This window comes from Brenneria alni (assembly GCF_003666245.1).
In the GTDB taxonomy this organism is placed as follows: domain Bacteria; phylum Pseudomonadota; class Gammaproteobacteria; order Enterobacterales; family Enterobacteriaceae; genus Brenneria; species Brenneria alni.
Genome location: NZ_MJLZ01000044.1, coordinates 15,187 through 33,121 on the forward strand (window position 1 = coordinate 15,187; position 17,935 = coordinate 33,121).

16 protein-coding genes are annotated in these 17,935 nt (G+C 50.9%); 8 read left to right on the top strand and 8 right to left on the bottom strand.

What is annotated here, in order from left to right; translation table 11 throughout:
* The first annotated feature begins 23 nt into the window (after window positions 1-23).
* From hisD to hisIE, 7 genes are read left to right on the top strand one after another with little or no spacing between them, the layout of a single operon-like run.
* On the top strand, window positions 24-1,331 hold the full coding sequence (hisD, locus tag BIY29_RS16475; protein WP_205680362.1) for a histidinol dehydrogenase: 1,308 nt from the start codon (window positions 24-26) through the stop codon (window positions 1,329-1,331).
* Window positions 1,328-2,398 (top strand): histidinol-phosphate transaminase, encoded by a 1,071-nt coding sequence (gene hisC, locus BIY29_RS16480; protein ID WP_121576149.1) that lies wholly within the window; start codon window positions 1,328-1,330, stop codon window positions 2,396-2,398. The genes hisD and hisC overlap by 4 nt, the downstream gene beginning before the upstream one ends.
* 15 nt (window positions 2,399-2,413) lie before the next feature.
* Window positions 2,414-3,481 carry a bifunctional histidinol-phosphatase/imidazoleglycerol-phosphate dehydratase HisB gene (gene hisB, locus BIY29_RS16485; RefSeq protein WP_121576150.1) on the top strand — a complete coding sequence of 356 codons (1,068 nt, stop codon included), beginning with the start codon at window positions 2,414-2,416 and terminating at the stop codon, window positions 3,479-3,481.
* Complete coding sequence (hisH, locus tag BIY29_RS16490) at window positions 3,481-4,071, top strand: imidazole glycerol phosphate synthase subunit HisH (protein WP_121576151.1); 591 nt, start codon at window positions 3,481-3,483, stop codon at window positions 4,069-4,071. The genes hisB and hisH overlap by 1 nt, the downstream gene beginning before the upstream one ends.
* A 6-nt stretch (window positions 4,072-4,077) precedes the next feature.
* Window positions 4,078-4,815, top strand: coding sequence for a 1-(5-phosphoribosyl)-5-[(5-phosphoribosylamino)methylideneamino]imidazole-4-carboxamide isomerase (gene hisA, locus BIY29_RS16495; RefSeq protein WP_121576152.1), 738 nt, complete (start codon window positions 4,078-4,080; stop codon window positions 4,813-4,815).
* Window positions 4,797-5,573, top strand: a complete 777-nt coding sequence (hisF, locus tag BIY29_RS16500) for an imidazole glycerol phosphate synthase subunit HisF (protein ID WP_121576153.1) — start codon at window positions 4,797-4,799, stop codon at window positions 5,571-5,573. Before hisA ends, hisF begins: the two co-directional genes overlap by 19 nt.
* An 11-nt stretch (window positions 5,574-5,584) precedes the next feature.
* Window positions 5,585-6,196, top strand: coding sequence for a bifunctional phosphoribosyl-AMP cyclohydrolase/phosphoribosyl-ATP diphosphatase HisIE (gene hisIE / locus BIY29_RS16505; protein WP_121576161.1), 612 nt, complete (start codon window positions 5,585-5,587; stop codon window positions 6,194-6,196).
* Window positions 6,197-6,332: 136 nt separating this feature from the next.
* Here hisIE and BIY29_RS16510 read toward each other — a convergent pair whose 3' ends face one another.
* From BIY29_RS16510 to serC, 8 genes are all read right to left on the bottom strand, one after another.
* Window positions 6,333-6,890, bottom strand: coding sequence for an ankyrin repeat domain-containing protein (locus BIY29_RS16510; protein WP_205680361.1), 558 nt, complete (start codon window positions 6,888-6,890; stop codon window positions 6,333-6,335).
* Window positions 6,891-6,953: 63 nt separating this feature from the next.
* Window positions 6,954-8,414, bottom strand: coding sequence for a catalase KatB (gene katB, locus BIY29_RS16515; RefSeq protein WP_240630180.1), 1,461 nt, complete (start codon window positions 8,412-8,414; stop codon window positions 6,954-6,956).
* A 527-nt stretch (window positions 8,415-8,941) separates the two neighbouring features.
* Complete coding sequence (gene xopAF / locus BIY29_RS16520; RefSeq protein ID WP_121576155.1) at window positions 8,942-9,607, bottom strand: XopAF/AvrXv3 family type III secretion system effector; 666 nt, start codon at window positions 9,605-9,607, stop codon at window positions 8,942-8,944.
* 344 nt (window positions 9,608-9,951) lie between these two features.
* Window positions 9,952-10,236, bottom strand: coding sequence for an integration host factor subunit beta (gene ihfB / locus BIY29_RS16525; protein ID WP_121576156.1), 285 nt, complete (start codon window positions 10,234-10,236; stop codon window positions 9,952-9,954).
* A gap of 92 nt (window positions 10,237-10,328) precedes the next feature.
* Entirely contained in the window at window positions 10,329-12,002 is a 1,674-nt protein-coding gene (rpsA, locus tag BIY29_RS16530; protein WP_121576163.1) for a 30S ribosomal protein S1, read from the bottom strand.
* A gap of 118 nt (window positions 12,003-12,120) precedes the next feature.
* Window positions 12,121-12,798: a (d)CMP kinase gene (gene cmk / locus BIY29_RS16535; RefSeq protein ID WP_121576157.1), complete on the bottom strand. Its 678-nt coding sequence runs from the start codon at window positions 12,796-12,798 to the stop codon at window positions 12,121-12,123.
* Window positions 12,799-12,991: 193 nt separating this feature from the next.
* Window positions 12,992-14,281: a 3-phosphoshikimate 1-carboxyvinyltransferase gene (aroA, locus tag BIY29_RS16540; RefSeq protein WP_121576164.1), complete on the bottom strand. Its 1,290-nt coding sequence runs from the start codon at window positions 14,279-14,281 to the stop codon at window positions 12,992-12,994.
* Window positions 14,282-14,372: 91 nt separating this feature from the next.
* A complete protein-coding gene (gene serC, locus BIY29_RS16545) occupies window positions 14,373-15,458 on the bottom strand; it encodes a 3-phosphoserine/phosphohydroxythreonine transaminase (RefSeq protein WP_121576158.1) in 1,086 nt (361 codons plus the stop codon).
* Window positions 15,459-15,706: 248 nt separating this feature from the next.
* Between serC and ycaO the strand changes: the two genes are divergently transcribed.
* Window positions 15,707-17,470 carry a 30S ribosomal protein S12 methylthiotransferase accessory factor YcaO gene (gene ycaO / locus BIY29_RS16550; RefSeq protein WP_121576165.1) on the top strand — a complete coding sequence of 588 codons (1,764 nt, stop codon included), beginning with the start codon at window positions 15,707-15,709 and terminating at the stop codon, window positions 17,468-17,470.
* Window positions 17,471-17,935 lie beyond the last annotated feature (465 nt).

Consider the following 17,935-nt stretch of genomic DNA (forward strand, 5'->3'; position numbering starts at 1 on the left):
TGACGATGGCCGACAGCAACACAATGAGCAACTTCAATACCATTATCGACTGGCAACGTTGTTCCGACGAGGAGCAACGCCAATTACTGACCCGCCCGGCTGTCTCGGCATCGGATCGTATCACCGCTATCGTAGAAGAGATTCTGGCAAGCGTGAAAAACCGTGGCGATAGTGCCCTGCGTGAATACAGCGCCCGGTTTGATAAGGTGCAGGTCGATGCTCTGCGCATTACCGATGCCGAAATTGCTGCCGCGACCGAACGCCTTGACGAAGAAGTTAAACAAGCGATGGCGATTGCGGTTCGCAACATTGAAACGTTCCACAACGCGCAAAAACTGCCGATAGTTGATGTGGAAACGCAACCGGGCGTTCGCTGTCAGCAGCTAACCCGTCCGATCGCCACCATCGGATTATATATTCCCGGGGGGTCGGCCCCCCTGCCCTCCACTGTGCTGATGCTGGGCACGCCTGCCCGTATCGCAGGTTGCCAGCGCGTGGTGCTGTGCTCGCCACCACCCATTGCCGATGAAATTCTCTATGCCGCGCAATTGTGCGGTATTCAGGAGGTTTTCCAACTGGGTGGCGCGCAGGCTATCGCCGCTATGGCATTCGGCAGCGAAAGCGTACCTAAGGTCGATAAAATCTTTGGCCCTGGTAATGCATACGTCACCGAGGCGAAACGTCAGGTCAGCCAACAGCTTGCCGGCGCCGCAATAGACATGCCTGCCGGCCCGTCCGAAGTGCTGGTGATCGCCGACAGCGGCGCCACTCCGGCGTTTGTTGCCGCCGACCTGCTTTCACAGGCGGAGCACGGCCCTGATTCACAGGTTATCCTGCTAACGCCCGATGCGACAATAGCCAAAGCCGTGGCCGACGCGGTGGAGCAGCAGCTCACGCAGCTTTCCCGTGCGGAGATCGCCCGTCAGGCGTTGTCCGGCAGCCGGGTTATTGTGGCGAGTGACCTGGAGCAGTGTATTAAAATCAGTAATCAATACGGCCCGGAACACTTGATCATTCAGACCCGCGATGCAGAAAAATGGGTCGACAGCATTACCAGCGCCGGATCGGTGTTTCTTGGCGACTGGTCACCGGAGTCTGCGGGCGACTATGCGTCAGGCACCAACCACGTGTTGCCGACCTACGGTTACACATCGACCTATTCCAGTCTGGGATTGGCCGACTTCCAAAAGCGGATGACGGTACAGCAGTTGACGCCGCAAGGTTTGCTGCAACTGGCGCCGACCATCGAAACGCTGGCTCAGGCCGAGCAGCTCACCGCCCACAAAAACGCCGTTACCCTGCGTGTCGCCGCCCTGAAGGAGCAAGCATGAGCATTGATCAACTGGCCCGCGCCAATGTGCGGGCGCTGACGCCTTATCAATCCGCCCGTCGGCTGGGCGGCAATGGCGATGTGTGGCTGAATGCCAATGAATACCCGCAGGCGCCGGAGTATCAACTGACGCTGCCGACGCTGAACCGTTATCCCGAATGTCAACCCAGGCAGGTGATTGAGCGCTACGCCGACTACGCCGGAGTAAAACCGCAGCAGGTGCTGGTCAGCCGCGGGGCTGATGAAGGGATCGAGCTGCTGATCCGTGCTTTCTGCGAACCGGGTAAAGATGCCATTCTGTTCTGCCCGCCGACCTATGGCATGTATGCGGTGAGCGCCGAAACCTTTGGTGTGGAGCGCCGTACCGCGCAAAGCACCACAGACTGGCAATTGGACATGGCATCCATTGAGAGTCAACTGGACGGCGTGAAGCTGGTATATGTTTGCAGCCCCAACAATCCGACCGGCAATCTGGTAAAACAGGAAGACCTGCGTCGCCTGCTGGATCTGACGCAGGGCAAAGCGCTGGTGGTGATTGACGAAGCCTATATTGAATTCTGCCCGCAGGCGTCAACCGTCGGTTGGCTGTCGGACTACCCGCATCTGGTCATTCTGCGCACCTTGTCAAAAGCCTATGCTCTGGCCGGACTGCGTTGCGGCTTTACGCTGGCTAACGAGGATGTCATTACGTTATTGCTGAAAGTCATTGCCCCTTATCCGCTCTCGTTGCCGGTTGCCGATATCGCCGCGCAGGCATTGAGTGCGCAGGGTGTTGCGAGAATGCGGCAAAACGTGGCCGACGTGGTGGAAAACCGCCGCTGGCTGGCCGGGCAGTTAGCACCGCTGGCCTGTGTGGAAACCATATTTCCCAGCGAAAGTAACTATCTGTTAGTCCGTTTTACCGCCTCCAGCCAGGTATTTAAAATTCTGTGGGATGGCGGCATTATCCTACGCGATCAAAACAAGCAGCCCGGTTTGTCTGGCTGTTTACGCATCACTGTCGGCAACCGTTATGAATGCGAACGCGTCATCGACGCATTACGGTCGTTGCCCGGAATCAACGCTTAATCTCAAGGAGCCAATGTGGGCCAGAAATATCTTTTTATCGACCGCGACGGAACATTAATTGCCGAACCACCCGAAGATTATCAGGTTGACCGGTTGGATAAACTGGCGCTGGAACCAGACGTTATTCCGTCTTTGCTGGCGTTGCAAAAAGCGGGATTCAAGCTGGTGATGATCACCAATCAGGATGGACTTGGTACAGCCAGCTTCCCGCAGGAAACCTTTGATCCACCACATAATCTTATGATGCAGCTCCTCACTTCTCAAGGGATTCACTTTGAGAAAGTGCTGATCTGCCCGCATCTTCCGGCAGACGAGTGCGAGTGCCGCAAGCCTAAAACGGCGCTGGTGACGGCGTATATGAAAGACGGCGCTTTAGATCTCGCCAACAGTTATGTGATTGGCGATCGGGAAACCGATCTGCAACTGGCGCAAAACATGGGCATCGCCGGATTACGCTATCAGCGTGAAGGGCTGAACTGGAACACCATCACCAACCAGCTCACCAGGCGCAACCGCCACGCCCATGTCAACCGCGTCACACGTGAAACCGCCATTGACGTTAATGTCTGGCTGGATCAGGAAGGCGGCAGCAAAATCAATACCGGCGTAGGCTTTTTCGATCACATGCTGGATCAGATTGCCACCCACGGCGGTTTTCGCATGAAAATTGAAGTAAAAGGCGATCTTTATATCGACGATCACCACACGGTAGAAGATACCGGGCTGGCGCTGGGAGAAGCACTCAGCCAAGCGTTGGGCGATAAACGCGGTATTGGCCGTTTTGGCTTCGTTCTGCCGATGGATGAGTGCCTGGCGCGCTGCGCGCTGGATATCTCCGGGCGACCACACCTGGAATACAAAGCCGAATTCAACTATCAACGCGTTGGCGACCTGAGTACGGAAATGGTTGAGCATTTCTTCCGCTCGCTCTCCTATGCTATGGGCTGCACGCTGCACCTGAAAACCAAAGGACGTAACGATCACCACCGTGTCGAAAGCCTGTTTAAAGTCTTTGGCCGGGCGCTACGTCAGGCGATCAAGGTTGAAGGCGATACGCTGCCGAGTTCAAAAGGGGTGCTGTAATGAAGGTTGTCATTCTGGATACCGGTTGTGCAAACCTGTCCTCCGTCAACTATGCGGTGCAGCGTTTAGGCTATCAACCCATCGTCAGCCGGGAATCTGAAGTTGTACTACATGCCGACAAACTGTTTTTACCCGGTGTAGGAACCGCGCAGGCGGCAATGAACCAGCTAGCGGAACGCAGCCTGATCGATTTGATCAAAGCCTGTACCCAGCCGGTACTGGGTATCTGTCTCGGTATGCAACTACTCGGTACGTCCAGCGATGAAAACGGCGGCATTTCTACACTCGGTATTATTGATGCGCCCGTCAAGCTCATGAGAGATCACGGTTTACCCCTTCCTCACATGGGATGGAACCAGCTCACATCGCAGGCCGGACATCGTCTGTTCCGTGATATTGACGAGGGCGCCTACTTCTATTTTGTCCACAGCTATGCCATGCCGGTTTGTCCGAACACCATTGCTCAGGCCAACTACGGTGAAGCTTTCACCGCCGCCGTGGAGAAAGATAATTTCTTCGGCGTGCAGTTTCACCCTGAACGTTCTGGCGCAGCCGGCGCCCAGTTGCTGAAAAATTTTCTGGAGATGTAAATCGTCATGATTATTCCCGCATTGGATCTGATAGACGGGCAGGTTGTCCGTTTGCATCAGGGCGATTATGGACAACAGCGTCAGTATGGCAGCGATCCCCTGCCCCGCCTGCAGAGTTACCAGCAGCAAGGAGCGCAGGTATTACATCTGGTTGATCTGACCGGTGCCAAAGATCCTTCCGCCCGCCAGATCCCCCTGCTTAAGACGCTGCTGTCCGGCGTCAGCGTCCCTGTGCAGGTCGGTGGAGGTATCCGCACCGAGCAAGACGTGGAAGCACTACTTAATGCTGGCGCCCGCCGGGTGGTTATTGGTTCCACCGCGGTTAAACAGCCAGCGCTGGTGCAGCAATGGTTCACCCGCTATGGCGCCGAAGCATTGGTGCTGGCGCTGGATGTGCGCATCGATGCCAATGGCATCAAACAGGTTGCGATCAGCGGCTGGCAGGAGAACTCAGCGGCGACGCTGGAGCAAACCGTCGAACACTATCTGCCGTTTGGCCTGAAACACGTACTGTGTACCGATATTTCACGCGACGGCACGTTAAGCGGCTCGAATGTCGAACTCTACCGTGAACTCTGCCAGCGTTATCCGCAGGTTGATTTTCAAGCTTCAGGCGGCATCGGCAGTCTGACGGATATTGCCAATTTACGTGGCAGCGGCGTGCAGGGCGTGATCGTCGGGCGTGCTCTGCTGGAAGGTAAATTTAACGTAGCGGAGGCCATTTCATGCTGGCAAAACGGATAATCCCCTGCCTGGATGTACGTGACGGACAGGTCGTCAAAGGTGTACAGTTCCGCAACCATGAAATTATTGGTGACATCGTCCCGCTGGCGCAGCGTTACGCGCAGGAAGGTGCTGATGAACTGGTATTTTACGATATCACCGCATCATCAGATGGCCGCGTCGTCGATAAGAGCTGGGTATCCCGCGTGGCTGAAGTTATCGACATTCCTTTCTGTGTCGCAGGCGGTATCAAGAGCGTGGAAGAAGCCGGGCAGATCCTGTCTTTCGGCGCGGATAAAATTTCCATCAACTCACCTGCGTTGGCCGACCCGACATTGATTACCCGTCTGGCTGACCGTTACGGCGTGCAGTGCATCGTGGTGGGAATTGATACCTGGCATGATGCGACAACCGGGCGTTACCACGTTAATCAATATACTGGTGATGAAACGCGAACCAAAGTCACCACTTGGGAAACGCTGGACTGGATAGAAGAAGTGCAAAAGCGCGGCGCAGGTGAGATTGTCCTGAATATGATGAACCAGGACGGCGTGCGCAATGGGTATGATTTACACCAGTTGAAGCGGGTTCGTGAAGTCTGTCATGTACCGCTGATTGCTTCCGGCGGCGCCGGCACGATGGAACATTTTCTGGCGGCCTTTGAGGATGCTCAGGTTGACGGTGCACTTGCCGCATCGGTATTTCATAAGCAGATCATTAATATTGGTGAACTGAAACACTATCTTAAGCAACAAGGCGTGGAGATTCGGGTGTGTTAAGCGAACAGCGTATTTTAAGCGACGAACAACGAAACCAACTTGATTGGGAAAAAACTGACGGTATGTTGCCGGTGATTGTGCAACATGCCGTTTCTGGTGAAGTCCTGATGTTGGGCTATATGAATCAAGACGCGCTGAAAGCGACCGAAGACAGTGGCAAAGTGACGTTTTTTTCTCGTACCAAACAGCGCTTGTGGACCAAGGGCGAATCCTCCGGTCACTTTCTCAATGTGGCGTCAATTACGCCGGATTGCGATAACGATACGCTGCTGGTTCTGGCAAACCCCATTGGGCCAACCTGTCACTTGGGCAGCAGCAGTTGTTTTTCTCCTGCCGCCAGCGACTGGCAATTCTTATATGAACTGGAACAATTGCTGGGAGAACGCAAGAGCGCCGATCCGACCAGTTCATATACCGCCAGTTTGTATGCCAGCGGCACCAAACGTATTGCGCAGAAAGTGGGAGAAGAAGGCCTGGAAACCGCATTGGCGGCTACCGTCCATGACCGTGAAGAACTGACTAATGAAGCAGCCGACCTAATGTATCATCTGCTGGTCTTGCTACAGGATCAGGATTTGGATCTGGCGACGATTATTCGCAGGTTAAAACAACGTCATCAGTAATATTGAAGATACTGCCAGCGGCTATTTCTGCCGCTGGCAGTATCTTACGTTTTGTTCCTTAAATATTTGCCTTCACCCTTTCCGCTTACCGTAGCAGTCAATCGACTGGCTGCAATCGCGGCAGTGGAGCAGCAAGCTACTGGATGCCATTGATTTTCCCCTGTGACAACGTAGTAGCGCTATTGCCAGCGTTGTCGGCAGCATTCATATCCGCCCCTCTCTCTTTCAGCGCCTGAAGGAGTTCACTTCTCTGAAACAGAGAAGCATACATGGCTGCGGTTTGTCCTGCATTGTTACGCTGATCGGGATGACAATCTGCATTCATTAAGCGACGTGCGACTTTTATTTCACCTTTGAATATTGCCCCCATCAAAGCGCTGTTGCCACGCTTGTCGCGCTGGCAGGGATCCGCTCCGGCCTCGATCAACATTTTTACCGTGTTGTCATGGCCGTGATAAGCCGCCAGAATAATGGCGGTATATCCTTTGTTGTCGGCAGTGTTGAGATCGTACTTTGCATCAATCAGGGTTTTGATCACGGAAACGTCGCCGTTTCTCGCCGCATCCCACAGATAGTTATTGAGCTGCGCCTTCACCTGCGGGTCTTGCGCGTTATCGCTATCAGCGGCATGAGCATCCAACGGGGAGAACAGTGAGACAACCATCAACCACAGGGCTACCATCATGATTTTCATATTTTCACCTCTTCGAGTAAACGTCCGTCCCTCAAAAGAGCCGGACGTTTAAAGGCAACTGAATCAGTCTGACAGCTTATCCGCCAATTTTTTCACCTCCGGCAAATCGCCCTTGGCAATGGCAGTCAATCGGGTGCCATAGTCTTTATCTGCTTTGTAGAAGTAGGAGAGCATGATGTTTTTGCTCTCCTTATCGGTCGTAGCCAGCGATGACCCGAGGCTGTTGACCAAATCGTTCTTCTCCTTCTCACTGTATGAACGGTAGAGATCCCCGGCTTGCTGGAAGTTTTGCTCGCGCTGGATTTTCTGCTGTACCGTGGTGCCGCTCAGTGGCGTCGAACTGTAACGTGCGGAAGTCAGTTCCTCACGCGGATAGCGACGGCTGGGCTGATAATTGACGCCTTGATCCTGTGTATCACCGCTGTTCAGGCTACCATCCTGATTACCATTGTTGACTTTCACAGTTGGCTGATTGATTGGCAGACTTAAGCCGTTGGCACCGATGCGGTACATTTGCGTATCAGCGTAAGCAAACAAACGCCCCTGAAGCAGTTTATCTTCCGACGGCTCAATGCCCGGCACCAAATTTGACGGCGCCATAGCAACTTGCTCAGTCTGTTGGAAGACATTGGTAGGATTTTTATTCAACACCATTTGACCAATTTTTCGTTCAGGAACGTCGGGCCATATTTTGGTGGCATCGAGTGGATCAAAGGCGAATTTTTCCAGATCTTCAGGTTTCAGGATCTGAATATAGAGGTCCCATTTTGGGTAATCGCCACGATTAATTGACGTCACCAAGTCTTGAGTAAGATGACTGTAATCTTTCCCCTGAACCTCCTCAACTTGTTTTGGATCAAGGTTTTTGATTCCTTGTAATGTTTTCCAATGGAATTTCACATAGTGTACTTCACCTTTGGAATTAACAAATTTATAGGCGTGTACGCCATTACCGTCCATATTTCGATAGGAGGCGGGCGTTCCCTCATTGGAATACAACAGGGTCAATGTCCGGGTGGCTTCCGGTAAATGTGAGAAGAAATCGAAACGGCGCGAGTCGTCGTCAAGATTGGTGCGGGGATCCGGCTTGAAGGCATGTACCATATCCGGGAACTTGATGGCATCACGGATGAAGAAAGTGGGGAAATTGTTGCCGACCAAATCCCAGTTGCCTTCCGAGGTGTAGAATTTGGTGGCGAAACCATGCGGATCGCGCAGTGTTTCTGGCGAATGATTGCCGTGTACCACGCTGGAAAAACGGACGAATACCGGCGTTTTCGTTCCTGGCTTGAATACCGCGGCGGTGGTGAGATCAGAGATATCTACAGTTGGAGTAAACTCACCGAAAGCGCCAGTTCCACGTGCGTGCACCACACGCTCAGGGACGCGTTCACGGTCAAAACGCTGCAACTTCTGTAGTAATTGCACGTCTTGCAACAACACCGGCCCATTAACGCCTGCCGTTTGTGAATTTTGATTGTCACCCACTGGCGCACCATTATCACGGGTAAGCGTCTCTGCCATCACCTGAGAGCTTAATAAAAGTGACGCCCAAAATATGTAACGCTTTTGGCGTGGGAATAAAACACTAACTACGCGACTATTGCTCATTGGTTATCCTCTTTTTTTTGTGGTAAAACCTTTTACCCTGGGTAGCGCAACTCCTCATTTGCAAACAAATAGAGCGATTGTTCCGGCAGCGTTAGTGTTAAGAACGTTATCCGTCGACATGCATTTCATGTTCTTAACATGGGCCGAAAGCATGAGCAAAGAGTGAGATAAAATAGAGCTAATTGCGGAGATAGGTTGGTTTCAGAGGGAGTATTGTTCTTTATATCCAGTTCCTTCTGAATTCATTATCCGCCAATATATTTTCTTCTTCCGTAAATTCTGACTAATGAGTTTGGCTGTTTGATATACTTTAATCAGTTAACAAACGCTTTGAAAGGGCGTTCGCGCTATCAATGCGATAGGCAAAAGCTAACGCGACGCTTTAGAAGAATCAACACTAAACAGGGCTAGATAAATACAAGTGGGGAAACTGCTGGTTATCATCGAGGCGGGCGTATTAGCTCCCTGACAAACTTGAAGCTGCCATCATTATTCACTACTGCGCCAAGCGGCCCGTTTCGCTCACTGCCACCACCCGTTTCATTAATGTCTATCGGCACATCCAGCGCACTCAACACAGTTTCGACAGCGCTCACTTTTTGCATACTTGAACGGGATGTGTCATCGCCGCCGTGGAGCGCCGCTCTTACTTCATATCCATCACTTTGTAAATTTTTGACATAATCCCCGATTTTCCATTGAGCACGACTGTTTTCGGGCATGACGTGAAAAACACGCACTTTCGATTCCGAAGACTTGGTTCCCCCAACTGCGACCCCTAAACAGAGATCCATCCCATCAGTCAGGCATAATACGCCTGGTTTTGATGTACCTGTCGAGGCCAAACCTGCAGGCGTAGTTGAATACCCCACTCCCTTGATCTCATATGAGCGATTCAGTTCAAACTGACGCAAAGTGGTAAATGGCGATGTCGGACGCTTAATTCGACTGGAAGCAAGTCTGGCTGGAAAAGGCTCTTCATTATCTCGATTCTTCAATGGTGCCCCAGGATGGCTTCTGGCAGCCTGGTTTTGTGCTGAAGTGCTTTTCTGTAAGGGAGGGTATTCGGCTGGATTGTAAAAATATCTATTTATCGCGCTAGTCATGTATAAATCCTTTATTTTTAATGCGTTAAATAATCAACAAATCTTTCAGAGTGATATAAATTGTCAACGTTAAAGCAACTTCACTTTATATTTTTCCTGAAGTTACGTTCAAATAAGTGACTGATAGTGGTGAGGAGTTCCAGATTGTGAGAAAGAATATTTCAGACTGAGGCTGGCCGAATTATTGACGTGAAGAATTTACGAAGAAGCGATCGACTGGCAATCAACAAAAATCACCCTATGTTAAAAAGAAAAACCGGTTAAACGAGTTGTCTAACCGGTTTGATATTCAGCGTTGTTTTTACAATCGAAAACCCGCGCTAACAATGCGTTATGGCAAAAATTTATCCGTAGATATTGGCGCGGTCACGCAGTTCCTTACCTGGCTTGAAGTGAGGGACATACTTACCTTCCAGCTCAACTTTCTCACCCGTTTTTGGATTGCGCCCAACACGAGGTGCACGGTAGTGAAGTGAAAAACTGCCGAACCCACGGATCTCAATACGATCGCCTTCAGCCAGCGTCGTGGCCATCTGCTCGAGCATCTCTTTCACTGCATCCTCAACCAGTTTGGCTGGGATATGAGATTGCTGTCCAGCAAGTCTTTCAATAAGTTCAGACTTGGTCATGGTTCCTCCAAGTATGTGATTACATGAATAACCACAATAACTTACTACCGTTTCAAGAGCGAGCAACCAACGTTGCTCACCCCACCTTTATATTACTCGCCTTTCGCTGCCTTGAAAGCTTCAGCCATAGCGCTGGAGAAGTTGCTTTCTTCCTGTTTGGTATTAACAGTGGTGATAGCGTCTTTCTCGTCTGCTTCATCCTTAGCACGAACAGACAGGCTGACAACACGGTTTTTACGATCAACACCCGTGTATTTCGCTTCTACGCTGTCACCAACGTTCAATACCAGCGTTGCATCTTCAATGCGATCGCGGGAAGCTTCAGAAGCGCGTAGATAGCCTTCTACGCCGTCCGCTAATTCAACTGTAGCACCTTTGGCGTCAACTGCAGTAACTTTACCTGTAACAATCGCACCTTTCTTGTTTACAGACAGGTAGTTATTGAACGGGTCTTCAGACAGTTGTTTCACGCCCAGGGAGATGCGTTCACGCTCTGCGTCAACCTGCAACACCACTGCGGCGATCTCATCACCTTTCTTGTATTCGCGAACGGCTTCTTCGCCAGCCACGTTCCAAGAGATGTCGGACAGGTGAACCAGACCGTCGATACCGCCGTCAAGACCGATGAAGATACCGAAATCAGTGATGGACTTGATCTTACCTTCAACGCGGTCGCCTTTGTTGTGGGTTTCAGCAAATTGCTGCCACGGATTGGCTTTGCATTGTTTCAGACCCAGGGAGATACGACGACGTTCTTCATCGATGTCCAGAACCATAACTTCCACTACGTCACCAACGTTAACAACTTTGGACGGATGGATGTTTTTGTTGGTCCAATCCATTTCTGAAACGTGTACCAGACCTTCAACGCCTTCTTCGATCTCAACGAAGCAACCGTAGTCAGTCAGATTGGTTACGCGGCCAGTCAGACGAGTACTTTCCGGGTAACGTTTAGCGATAGCAACCCACGGATCTTCGCCCAGTTGTTTCAGGCCCAGAGAAACACGAGTACGTTCACGGTCGAATTTCAACACTTTAACCGTAATTTCGTCGCCCACATTGACGATTTCGCTCGGATGTTTAACACGCTTCCAAGCCATATCAGTAATATGCAGCAGGCCGTCAACGCCACCCAGATCAACGAATGCACCGTAGTCAGTAAGGTTTTTAACGATACCTTTAACTTCCATGCCTTCCTGCAGGTTTTCCAGCAGTTGATCACGTTCAGCGCTGTTTTCAGATTCGATAACCGCCCGGCGGGAAACAACAACGTTGTTGCGCTTCTGATCCAGCTTGATAACTTTGAACTCAAGCTCTTTGCCTTCCAGATGCAGCGTGTCACGTACCGGACGAACGTCTACCAGAGAACCGGGCAGGAACGCACGAATGCCGTTCAGCTCAACAGTGAAACCGCCCTTCACTTTACCGTTGATAACACCGGTAACAGTTGCAGCTTCTTCATAAGCTTTTTCAAGCATCAGCCATGCTTCATGACGTTTAGCTTTTTCACGGGACAGCAGCGTTTCACCGAAGCCATCTTCAACAGCATCCAGCGCGACGTCTACTTCATCGCCAACCTGAATTTCCAGTTCACCCTGTGCGTTTTTGAATTGCTCTACCGGAATGGCGGATTCAGATTTCAGACCGGCGTCAACCAGTACGACATCTTTATCAATAGCAACCACAACACCGCGAACGATGGAACCAGGACGGGTTTCGATTTCTTTCAGGGATTCTTCAAAGAGTTGAGCAAAAGATTCAGTCATGTTGATAATCTTAGGAGTCTTCAATTTAACGTCCATCTGGCATCCTGCTCGATGGGGTTGTTTAACATGCCCCGCTGTGCATCCTTACAGCAAGGTAAAATTCATTTATTTATGTGCATTACGCCAACACTTCACGGGCATACGCCAGCGCACGCGCAATCACTTCATCAATTGTCATTGCCGTTGAATCGAGCACCAGCGCATCAGCTGCTGGCACCAACGGCGCAACGGGCCGATTACGGTCGCGATCGTCGCGTTCCCTTATCTCGGACAAAAGACGTTCAAAGTTAACACTAAAGCCTTTCGCCTGCAACTGTAGCATACGTCGTTGTGCACGCTCTTCTGCGCTTGCATCGAGGAAAATCTTGACCGGCGCATCGGGAAACACCACGGTTCCCATATCGCGGCCATCGGCAATCAGTCCCGGCGCCTCACGAAAAGCCCGCTGCCGACGCAATAATGCTTCCCGAACCCGGGGAAACGCTGCTGCCAGCGACGCGGTATTGCCGACGTCTTCTGTGCGGATTTCATGACTGACGTCCTCACCTTCCAAAACCACCTTTAACTGCCCGTCTTCAGAGATAAAGCGCACATCGAGGTGGGAGGCCAAAGGCACCAGCGCTTCTTCTGAATGGATATCCACCTGATGATGTAAAGCGGCCAGTGCCAAAACACGATAAATCGCCCCCGAATCCAGCAAGTTCCACTGTAATGCTTCTGCCAGCGCTTTGCATAAAGTCCCTTTGCCCGCGCCACTCGGTCCGTCAACCGTTATTACCGGTGCAGTCACCGTCATTTCTCTCTCCTATATACAGGGAATTCCGTTGATGTCATTCACGACACTGCGGTGCTTCATTATACGCATCAACGGGGGAAAAGGTTATAGCAATGCCAAACTGAGGGGAAAATCAGAAAGTACCTGCTTTATTAAAAAGCAGGTTTTGAAAGGATGAGGCACGGCTCAGACACCGTGCCCTGATGCGAAATGACTATGCCGGTTCACTCAGCCGGGCAAGTTGTTCAAAGTAATCCGGGAACGTTTTGGCTGTGCATTTGGGATCCATAATGGTAACTGGCGTATCCGACAAGGCGACCAGCGAAAAACACATAGCCATGCGGTGATCGTTATACGTCTCTATTTCGGCAAATTTCAGCTTTTCAGGCGGCGTGATGCAAATATAGTCCTCACCTTCCTCCACCTGTGCGCCAACTTTGCGCAACTCAATCGCCATCGCCGCAAGGCGATCAGTTTCTTTTACCCGCCAGTTATAAATATTCCGCAGCGTGGTGGCGCCACCCTTTGCAAACAGCGCTGTCGTCGCAATCGTCATAGCGGCATCAGGAATGTGATTCATATCCATATCAATCGCATGAAGTTCACCTCGCTGGCATTCAATATAGTCATCACCCCAGCGGATTTTTGCTCCCATCTTTTCCAATACATCGGCAAAACGGACATCGCCCTGAACACTGGCGCGGCCCACGCCGGTAACGCGTACCGTACCGCCCCTGATGGCGCCTGCCGCCAGAAAATAAGACGCCGAGGAGGCGTCCCCCTCCACCAGATAATCGCCTGGAGCACGGTACTGCTGCCGCCCTGAGACAGAAAACCGCCGGTAATTATCGTTACGCACATCGATACCGAACGTTTTCATCATATTCAACGTGATATCGATATACGGTTTGGACACCAAATCGCCCTGAATGCGGATATCGGTATCCTGAGGCGCCAGAGGTGCCGTCATCAGCAACGCAGTCAGAAATTGACTGGATACGCTGCCGTCAACACGGATGTCACCCCCTTGAAACCCACCGTGCAAGCGCAATGGCGGGTAGTTCTCCTGCTCCAGATAATCCACTTTCGCGCCGCCCTGACGCAAAGCGTCAACCAGATGACCGATAGGACGTTCTTTCATCCGCGGTTCACCCGTCAGAGTGATATCGCCTTCGGTCAGGCATAACGCCGCCGCGAGGGGACGCATGGCAGTTCCCGCATTCCCCAGAAATAGCTCAAGGGGTTGCTGCGCTTTCAGCGCACCGCCTAATCCTGTGATTTCACACTGGGTTCGACTGGAAGATAGATGATAAGTCACACCCAATGCCTGTAGCGCATTCAGCATATGGCGAACATCATCGCTATCGAGCAAATTCGTCAGCCGCGTTGTCCCTTCAGACAATGCCGCCAGTAAAAGCGCACGGTTCGATACGCTTTTTGAACCAGGGAGATTAATCGTGCCGTTAATCAATTTAACCGGCTGTAGGGTCAGGGATTCCTGCATGTGAAACTTATTCTCCAAACGTGAACACAGAAACCCCGGTATTACCGGGGTTTTCATCAGTCATTAACAACCGGCTTCTGTCTGACAGGCCTTACCCGTGACGGCGTTCAAAATCCGCCATGAACTCCGTCAGCGCTTTAACGCCCGCCAGCGGCATCGCGTTATAAATAGATGCACGCATACCCCCTACGGCACGGTGTCCTTTCAGCGCATGGAGACCAGCAGCCTGAGCTTCCTCCAGGAACACTTTATCCAGATCGGCATTAGCCAGCAGGAAAGGCACATTCATGCGGGAACGGTTAGCCACGGCAACATCATTGCGATAGAAATTGCTGTTATCAATCGTCCCGTAAAGCAGGTCTGCTTTGTCCTGGTTGCGTTTTTCCATTTCCACCAGGCCGCCCTGCTCTTTCAGCCACTTGAAGACCATGCCGGAAAGATACCAGGCAAAGGTTGGCGGGGTGTTGAACATGGAGTCATTGTCAGACAGGATTTTATAATCAAGAATAGATGGCAGTTCACGACGTGCATTGCCCAGTAAATCATCACGCACAATAACCAGCGTTAACCCTGCCGGGCCAATATTTTTCTGAGCACCGGCATAGATCACACCATAGCGGCTGACATCAATAGGGCGGGATAAAATACTGGAAGAGAAGTCCGCAACCACCACTTTATCGCCAAAATCCGGTGTTTCTTCGATGGCTAGCCCATCGATGGTTTCATTAGGACAATAATGAACAAACGCGGAATTATCAGACAGTTCCCATTCACGCATTGGTTTTACGCTACGCTGCCCCTCTGCGCGTGTTTTTACATCGACGACATTCGGGGTGCAGTATTTTTCTGCTTCTTTCACCGCACTGTGCGCCCAATAACCGCCGTCAATATAGTCAGCCTGCGTTTTATCCCCTAACAGATTGAGCGGTACAGCGGCAAACTGCGCGCGAGCGCCACCATGACAGAAAAGCACTTTATAGTTGGAGGGGATTTTCAGCAAATCACGTAAATCCTGTTCAGATTCCGTGGCGACCTGCATGAACTCTTTACTGCGATGGCTGATTTCCATTACCGATGTGCCCAGGCCATGCCAATTGCATAATTCCTGTTCAGCCCGACGTAATACTTCAACCGGCAGCATCGCTGGACCGGCGCTAAAATTAAAAACCTGAGTCATTTCCCCTCACCACATCTTAAAAAATAGCGATTATTTTATCACAATGATTCGAAACACACTGTTTACCTGATATCGGTTTTATCACTCGTCACCCGTGGCTGCAATGCTTATTGCGCGTTGCCACACAAAACCCCCGTTGCTGACGGTATGCCTCAACCCATGTTATCAGTCTGTTATAGAATGAATAGAGTCCGCGGCCAAAAGCCCGTATCATGCACGTCCTGTTCAAACACGCAAAAGTGAAAACCATGACCCAAACGTTCATCCCAGGCAAAGACGCCGCCCTGGAAGTCTCCATCGCCCGTTTTCAACGACAACTCCAGGATCTGGGGTTCAACATCGAAGAAGCCTCATGGCTGAACCCGGTGCCTAACGTCTGGTCAGTACACATTCGCGATCGTGATTGTCCTCTTTGCTTTACCAATGGTAAAGGGGCCAGTAAGAAAGCCGCATTGGCTTCAGCACTGGGTGAATACTTTGAACGTTTGTCGACAAACTATTTTTTTGCGGATTTTTACCTCGGCAAGGCAATTGCGCAGAGTGATTTCGTTCATTATCCCAATGAAAAATGGTTTCCCGTTCCTGCGGATAATACACTGCCGGCAGGCATTCTCGATCCTCAGCTGCGTGAATTCTACGATCCTGAACAAGAGCTCGGCGCCAGCGATCTGATCGACCTACAGTCAGGCAATGCAGACAGGGGGATCTGTGCACTGCCATTTATCCGCCAGTCCGATCTGCACACGGTATATATCCCGATGAACATTATCGGCAACCTGTACGTTTCTAATGGCATGTCCGCTGGCAATACCGCTAATGAAGCCCGCGTTCAGGGGCTTTCTGAAGTGTTTGAACGCAGCATCAAAAATCGCATCATTGCTGAATCAATCAGTCTGCCGACCATTCCGCAAGAGGTGTTAAACCGCTATCCCGGCGTGGTTGAAGCCATTGCCACGCTGGAAAAAGAAGGTTTCCCGATCTTCTCTTACGATGCCTCTCTCGGTGGTCAATACCCTGTTATCTGTGTTGTGCTGTTTAATCCGGCAAACGGCACTTGCTTCGCCTCATTTGGCGCGCACCCTGATTTTGGCGTGGCGCTGGAGCGTACCGTAACCGAACTGCTGCAAGGCCGTGGACTGAAAGATTTAGACGTTTTCACACCACCGACTTTTGATGAAGAAGAAGTCGCAGAACATGCTAATCTGGAAACCCATTTTATCGACTCCAGCGGTTTGATCTCCTGGGATATGTTTAAAAATCAGGCTGATTACGAGTTTGTTGACTGGAGCTTCAGCGGCACGACGGAAGAAGAATTTGCTACGTTGATGGCTATTTTCCAACGGGAAAATAAAGAAGTGTATATCGCGGACTACCATCACCTGTCCATTTACGCCTGCCGTATCCTGGTCCCAGGAATGTCAGATATTTATCCTGCTGAAGACCTGCTGCTAGCCAATAACAGCATGGGCGCCCACCTGCGTGAAACGCTGCTGGCTTTGCCGGATAGCCAGTGGGAAAAAGAGGATTACCTCACCCTGCTGCAACAATTGGATGACGAGGGCTTGGATGACTTCACGCGGGTGCGCGAATTACTCGGTATCGCCACAGGTAAAGATAACGGTTGGTTTACTTTGCGCATTGGCGAGTTGAAATCAATGCTGGCACTGGCCGGTGGCGATCTGGAGCAGGCATTAATCTGGGCCGAATGGACGCAGGACTTCAATGATTCCGTCTTTCCAGCACAGCGCAGCAATTACTATCGCTGCCTGCAAACACTCTTGCTGCTGGCGCAGGAGCCAGAACGCAAACCAGCCGAGTATTATGACGCTTTCGTCAAAATGTACGGTCGAGAAGCAGTAGACGCCGCCAGTGCAGCGATCTCCGGTGAGCAAAGTTTTTACGGTTTGTTTGCCATTGATGATGCGTTTACAGCCTTACCAGCACATCAGGCGCTGCTGGCTGCCTATGAGAAACTACAGCAGGCAAAACGTCGTTATTGGCAAACCAAATAATGCCGGACAGGCGTGGCCGTGATGCAATCATGACACCACGCCATCTTCCGCTATCAGGCAAATGTATTTCTTTGCAAACAAACTGAAATAATCACCATTATTCAGACCATTGGCAAAGCTCATTATTAGGGAGAGCGTGCTGAGGGGTCGTAGCGGCGTAAGCCGCCGGAGCGCCCCTCGGTACGCTAGGCCCGTATATCACAGGCTTACAGGCTACTTTGTCAGCAACCTCCATTATTTTAAAATGATTATTATCAGTGGAAAATTACTTTTGCCATCTTAACACTGGCGCACAGCGACATTGTTATGAAATTGCAACCATTGGGTTAAATTTCATCAAAAACACCGCACTTAAATTATACAAAGCGTTATATTTATTAACGCCAAACTGGTACGGAAGGGGCCTCTTTTTCAAATCTTTTTGCAAAATTTAAAATATTTTTTTGATATAAAAATCAATAAGAT

Coding starts and splice junctions, on each gene's coding strand:
- aroA (WP_121576164.1), bottom strand. CDS start 14,281: ATGCAGGAATCCCTGACCCTACAGCCGGTTAAATTGATTAACGGCACG.
- hisC (WP_121576149.1), top strand. CDS start 1,328: ATGAGCATTGATCAACTGGCCCGCGCCAATGTGCGGGCGCTGACGCCT.
- katB (WP_240630180.1), bottom strand. CDS start 8,414: ATGGCAGAGACGCTTACCCGTGATAATGGTGCGCCAGTGGGTGACAAT.
- hisA (WP_121576152.1), top strand. CDS start 4,078: ATGATTATTCCCGCATTGGATCTGATAGACGGGCAGGTTGTCCGTTTG.
- xopAF (WP_121576155.1), bottom strand. CDS start 9,607: ATGACTAGCGCGATAAATAGATATTTTTACAATCCAGCCGAATACCCT.
- hisF (WP_121576153.1), top strand. CDS start 4,797: ATGCTGGCAAAACGGATAATCCCCTGCCTGGATGTACGTGACGGACAG.
- hisD (WP_205680362.1), top strand. CDS start 24: ATGAGCAACTTCAATACCATTATCGACTGGCAACGTTGTTCCGACGAG.
- BIY29_RS16510 (WP_205680361.1), bottom strand. CDS start 6,890: ATGAAAATCATGATGGTAGCCCTGTGGTTGATGGTTGTCTCACTGTTC.
- ycaO (WP_121576165.1), top strand. CDS start 15,707: ATGACCCAAACGTTCATCCCAGGCAAAGACGCCGCCCTGGAAGTCTCC.
- cmk (WP_121576157.1), bottom strand. CDS start 12,798: ATGACGGTGACTGCACCGGTAATAACGGTTGACGGACCGAGTGGCGCG.
- serC (WP_121576158.1), bottom strand. CDS start 15,458: ATGACTCAGGTTTTTAATTTTAGCGCCGGTCCAGCGATGCTGCCGGTT.
- rpsA (WP_121576163.1), bottom strand. CDS start 12,002: ATGACTGAATCTTTTGCTCAACTCTTTGAAGAATCCCTGAAAGAAATC.
- hisH (WP_121576151.1), top strand. CDS start 3,481: ATGAAGGTTGTCATTCTGGATACCGGTTGTGCAAACCTGTCCTCCGTC.
- ihfB (WP_121576156.1), bottom strand. CDS start 10,236: ATGACCAAGTCTGAACTTATTGAAAGACTTGCTGGACAGCAATCTCAT.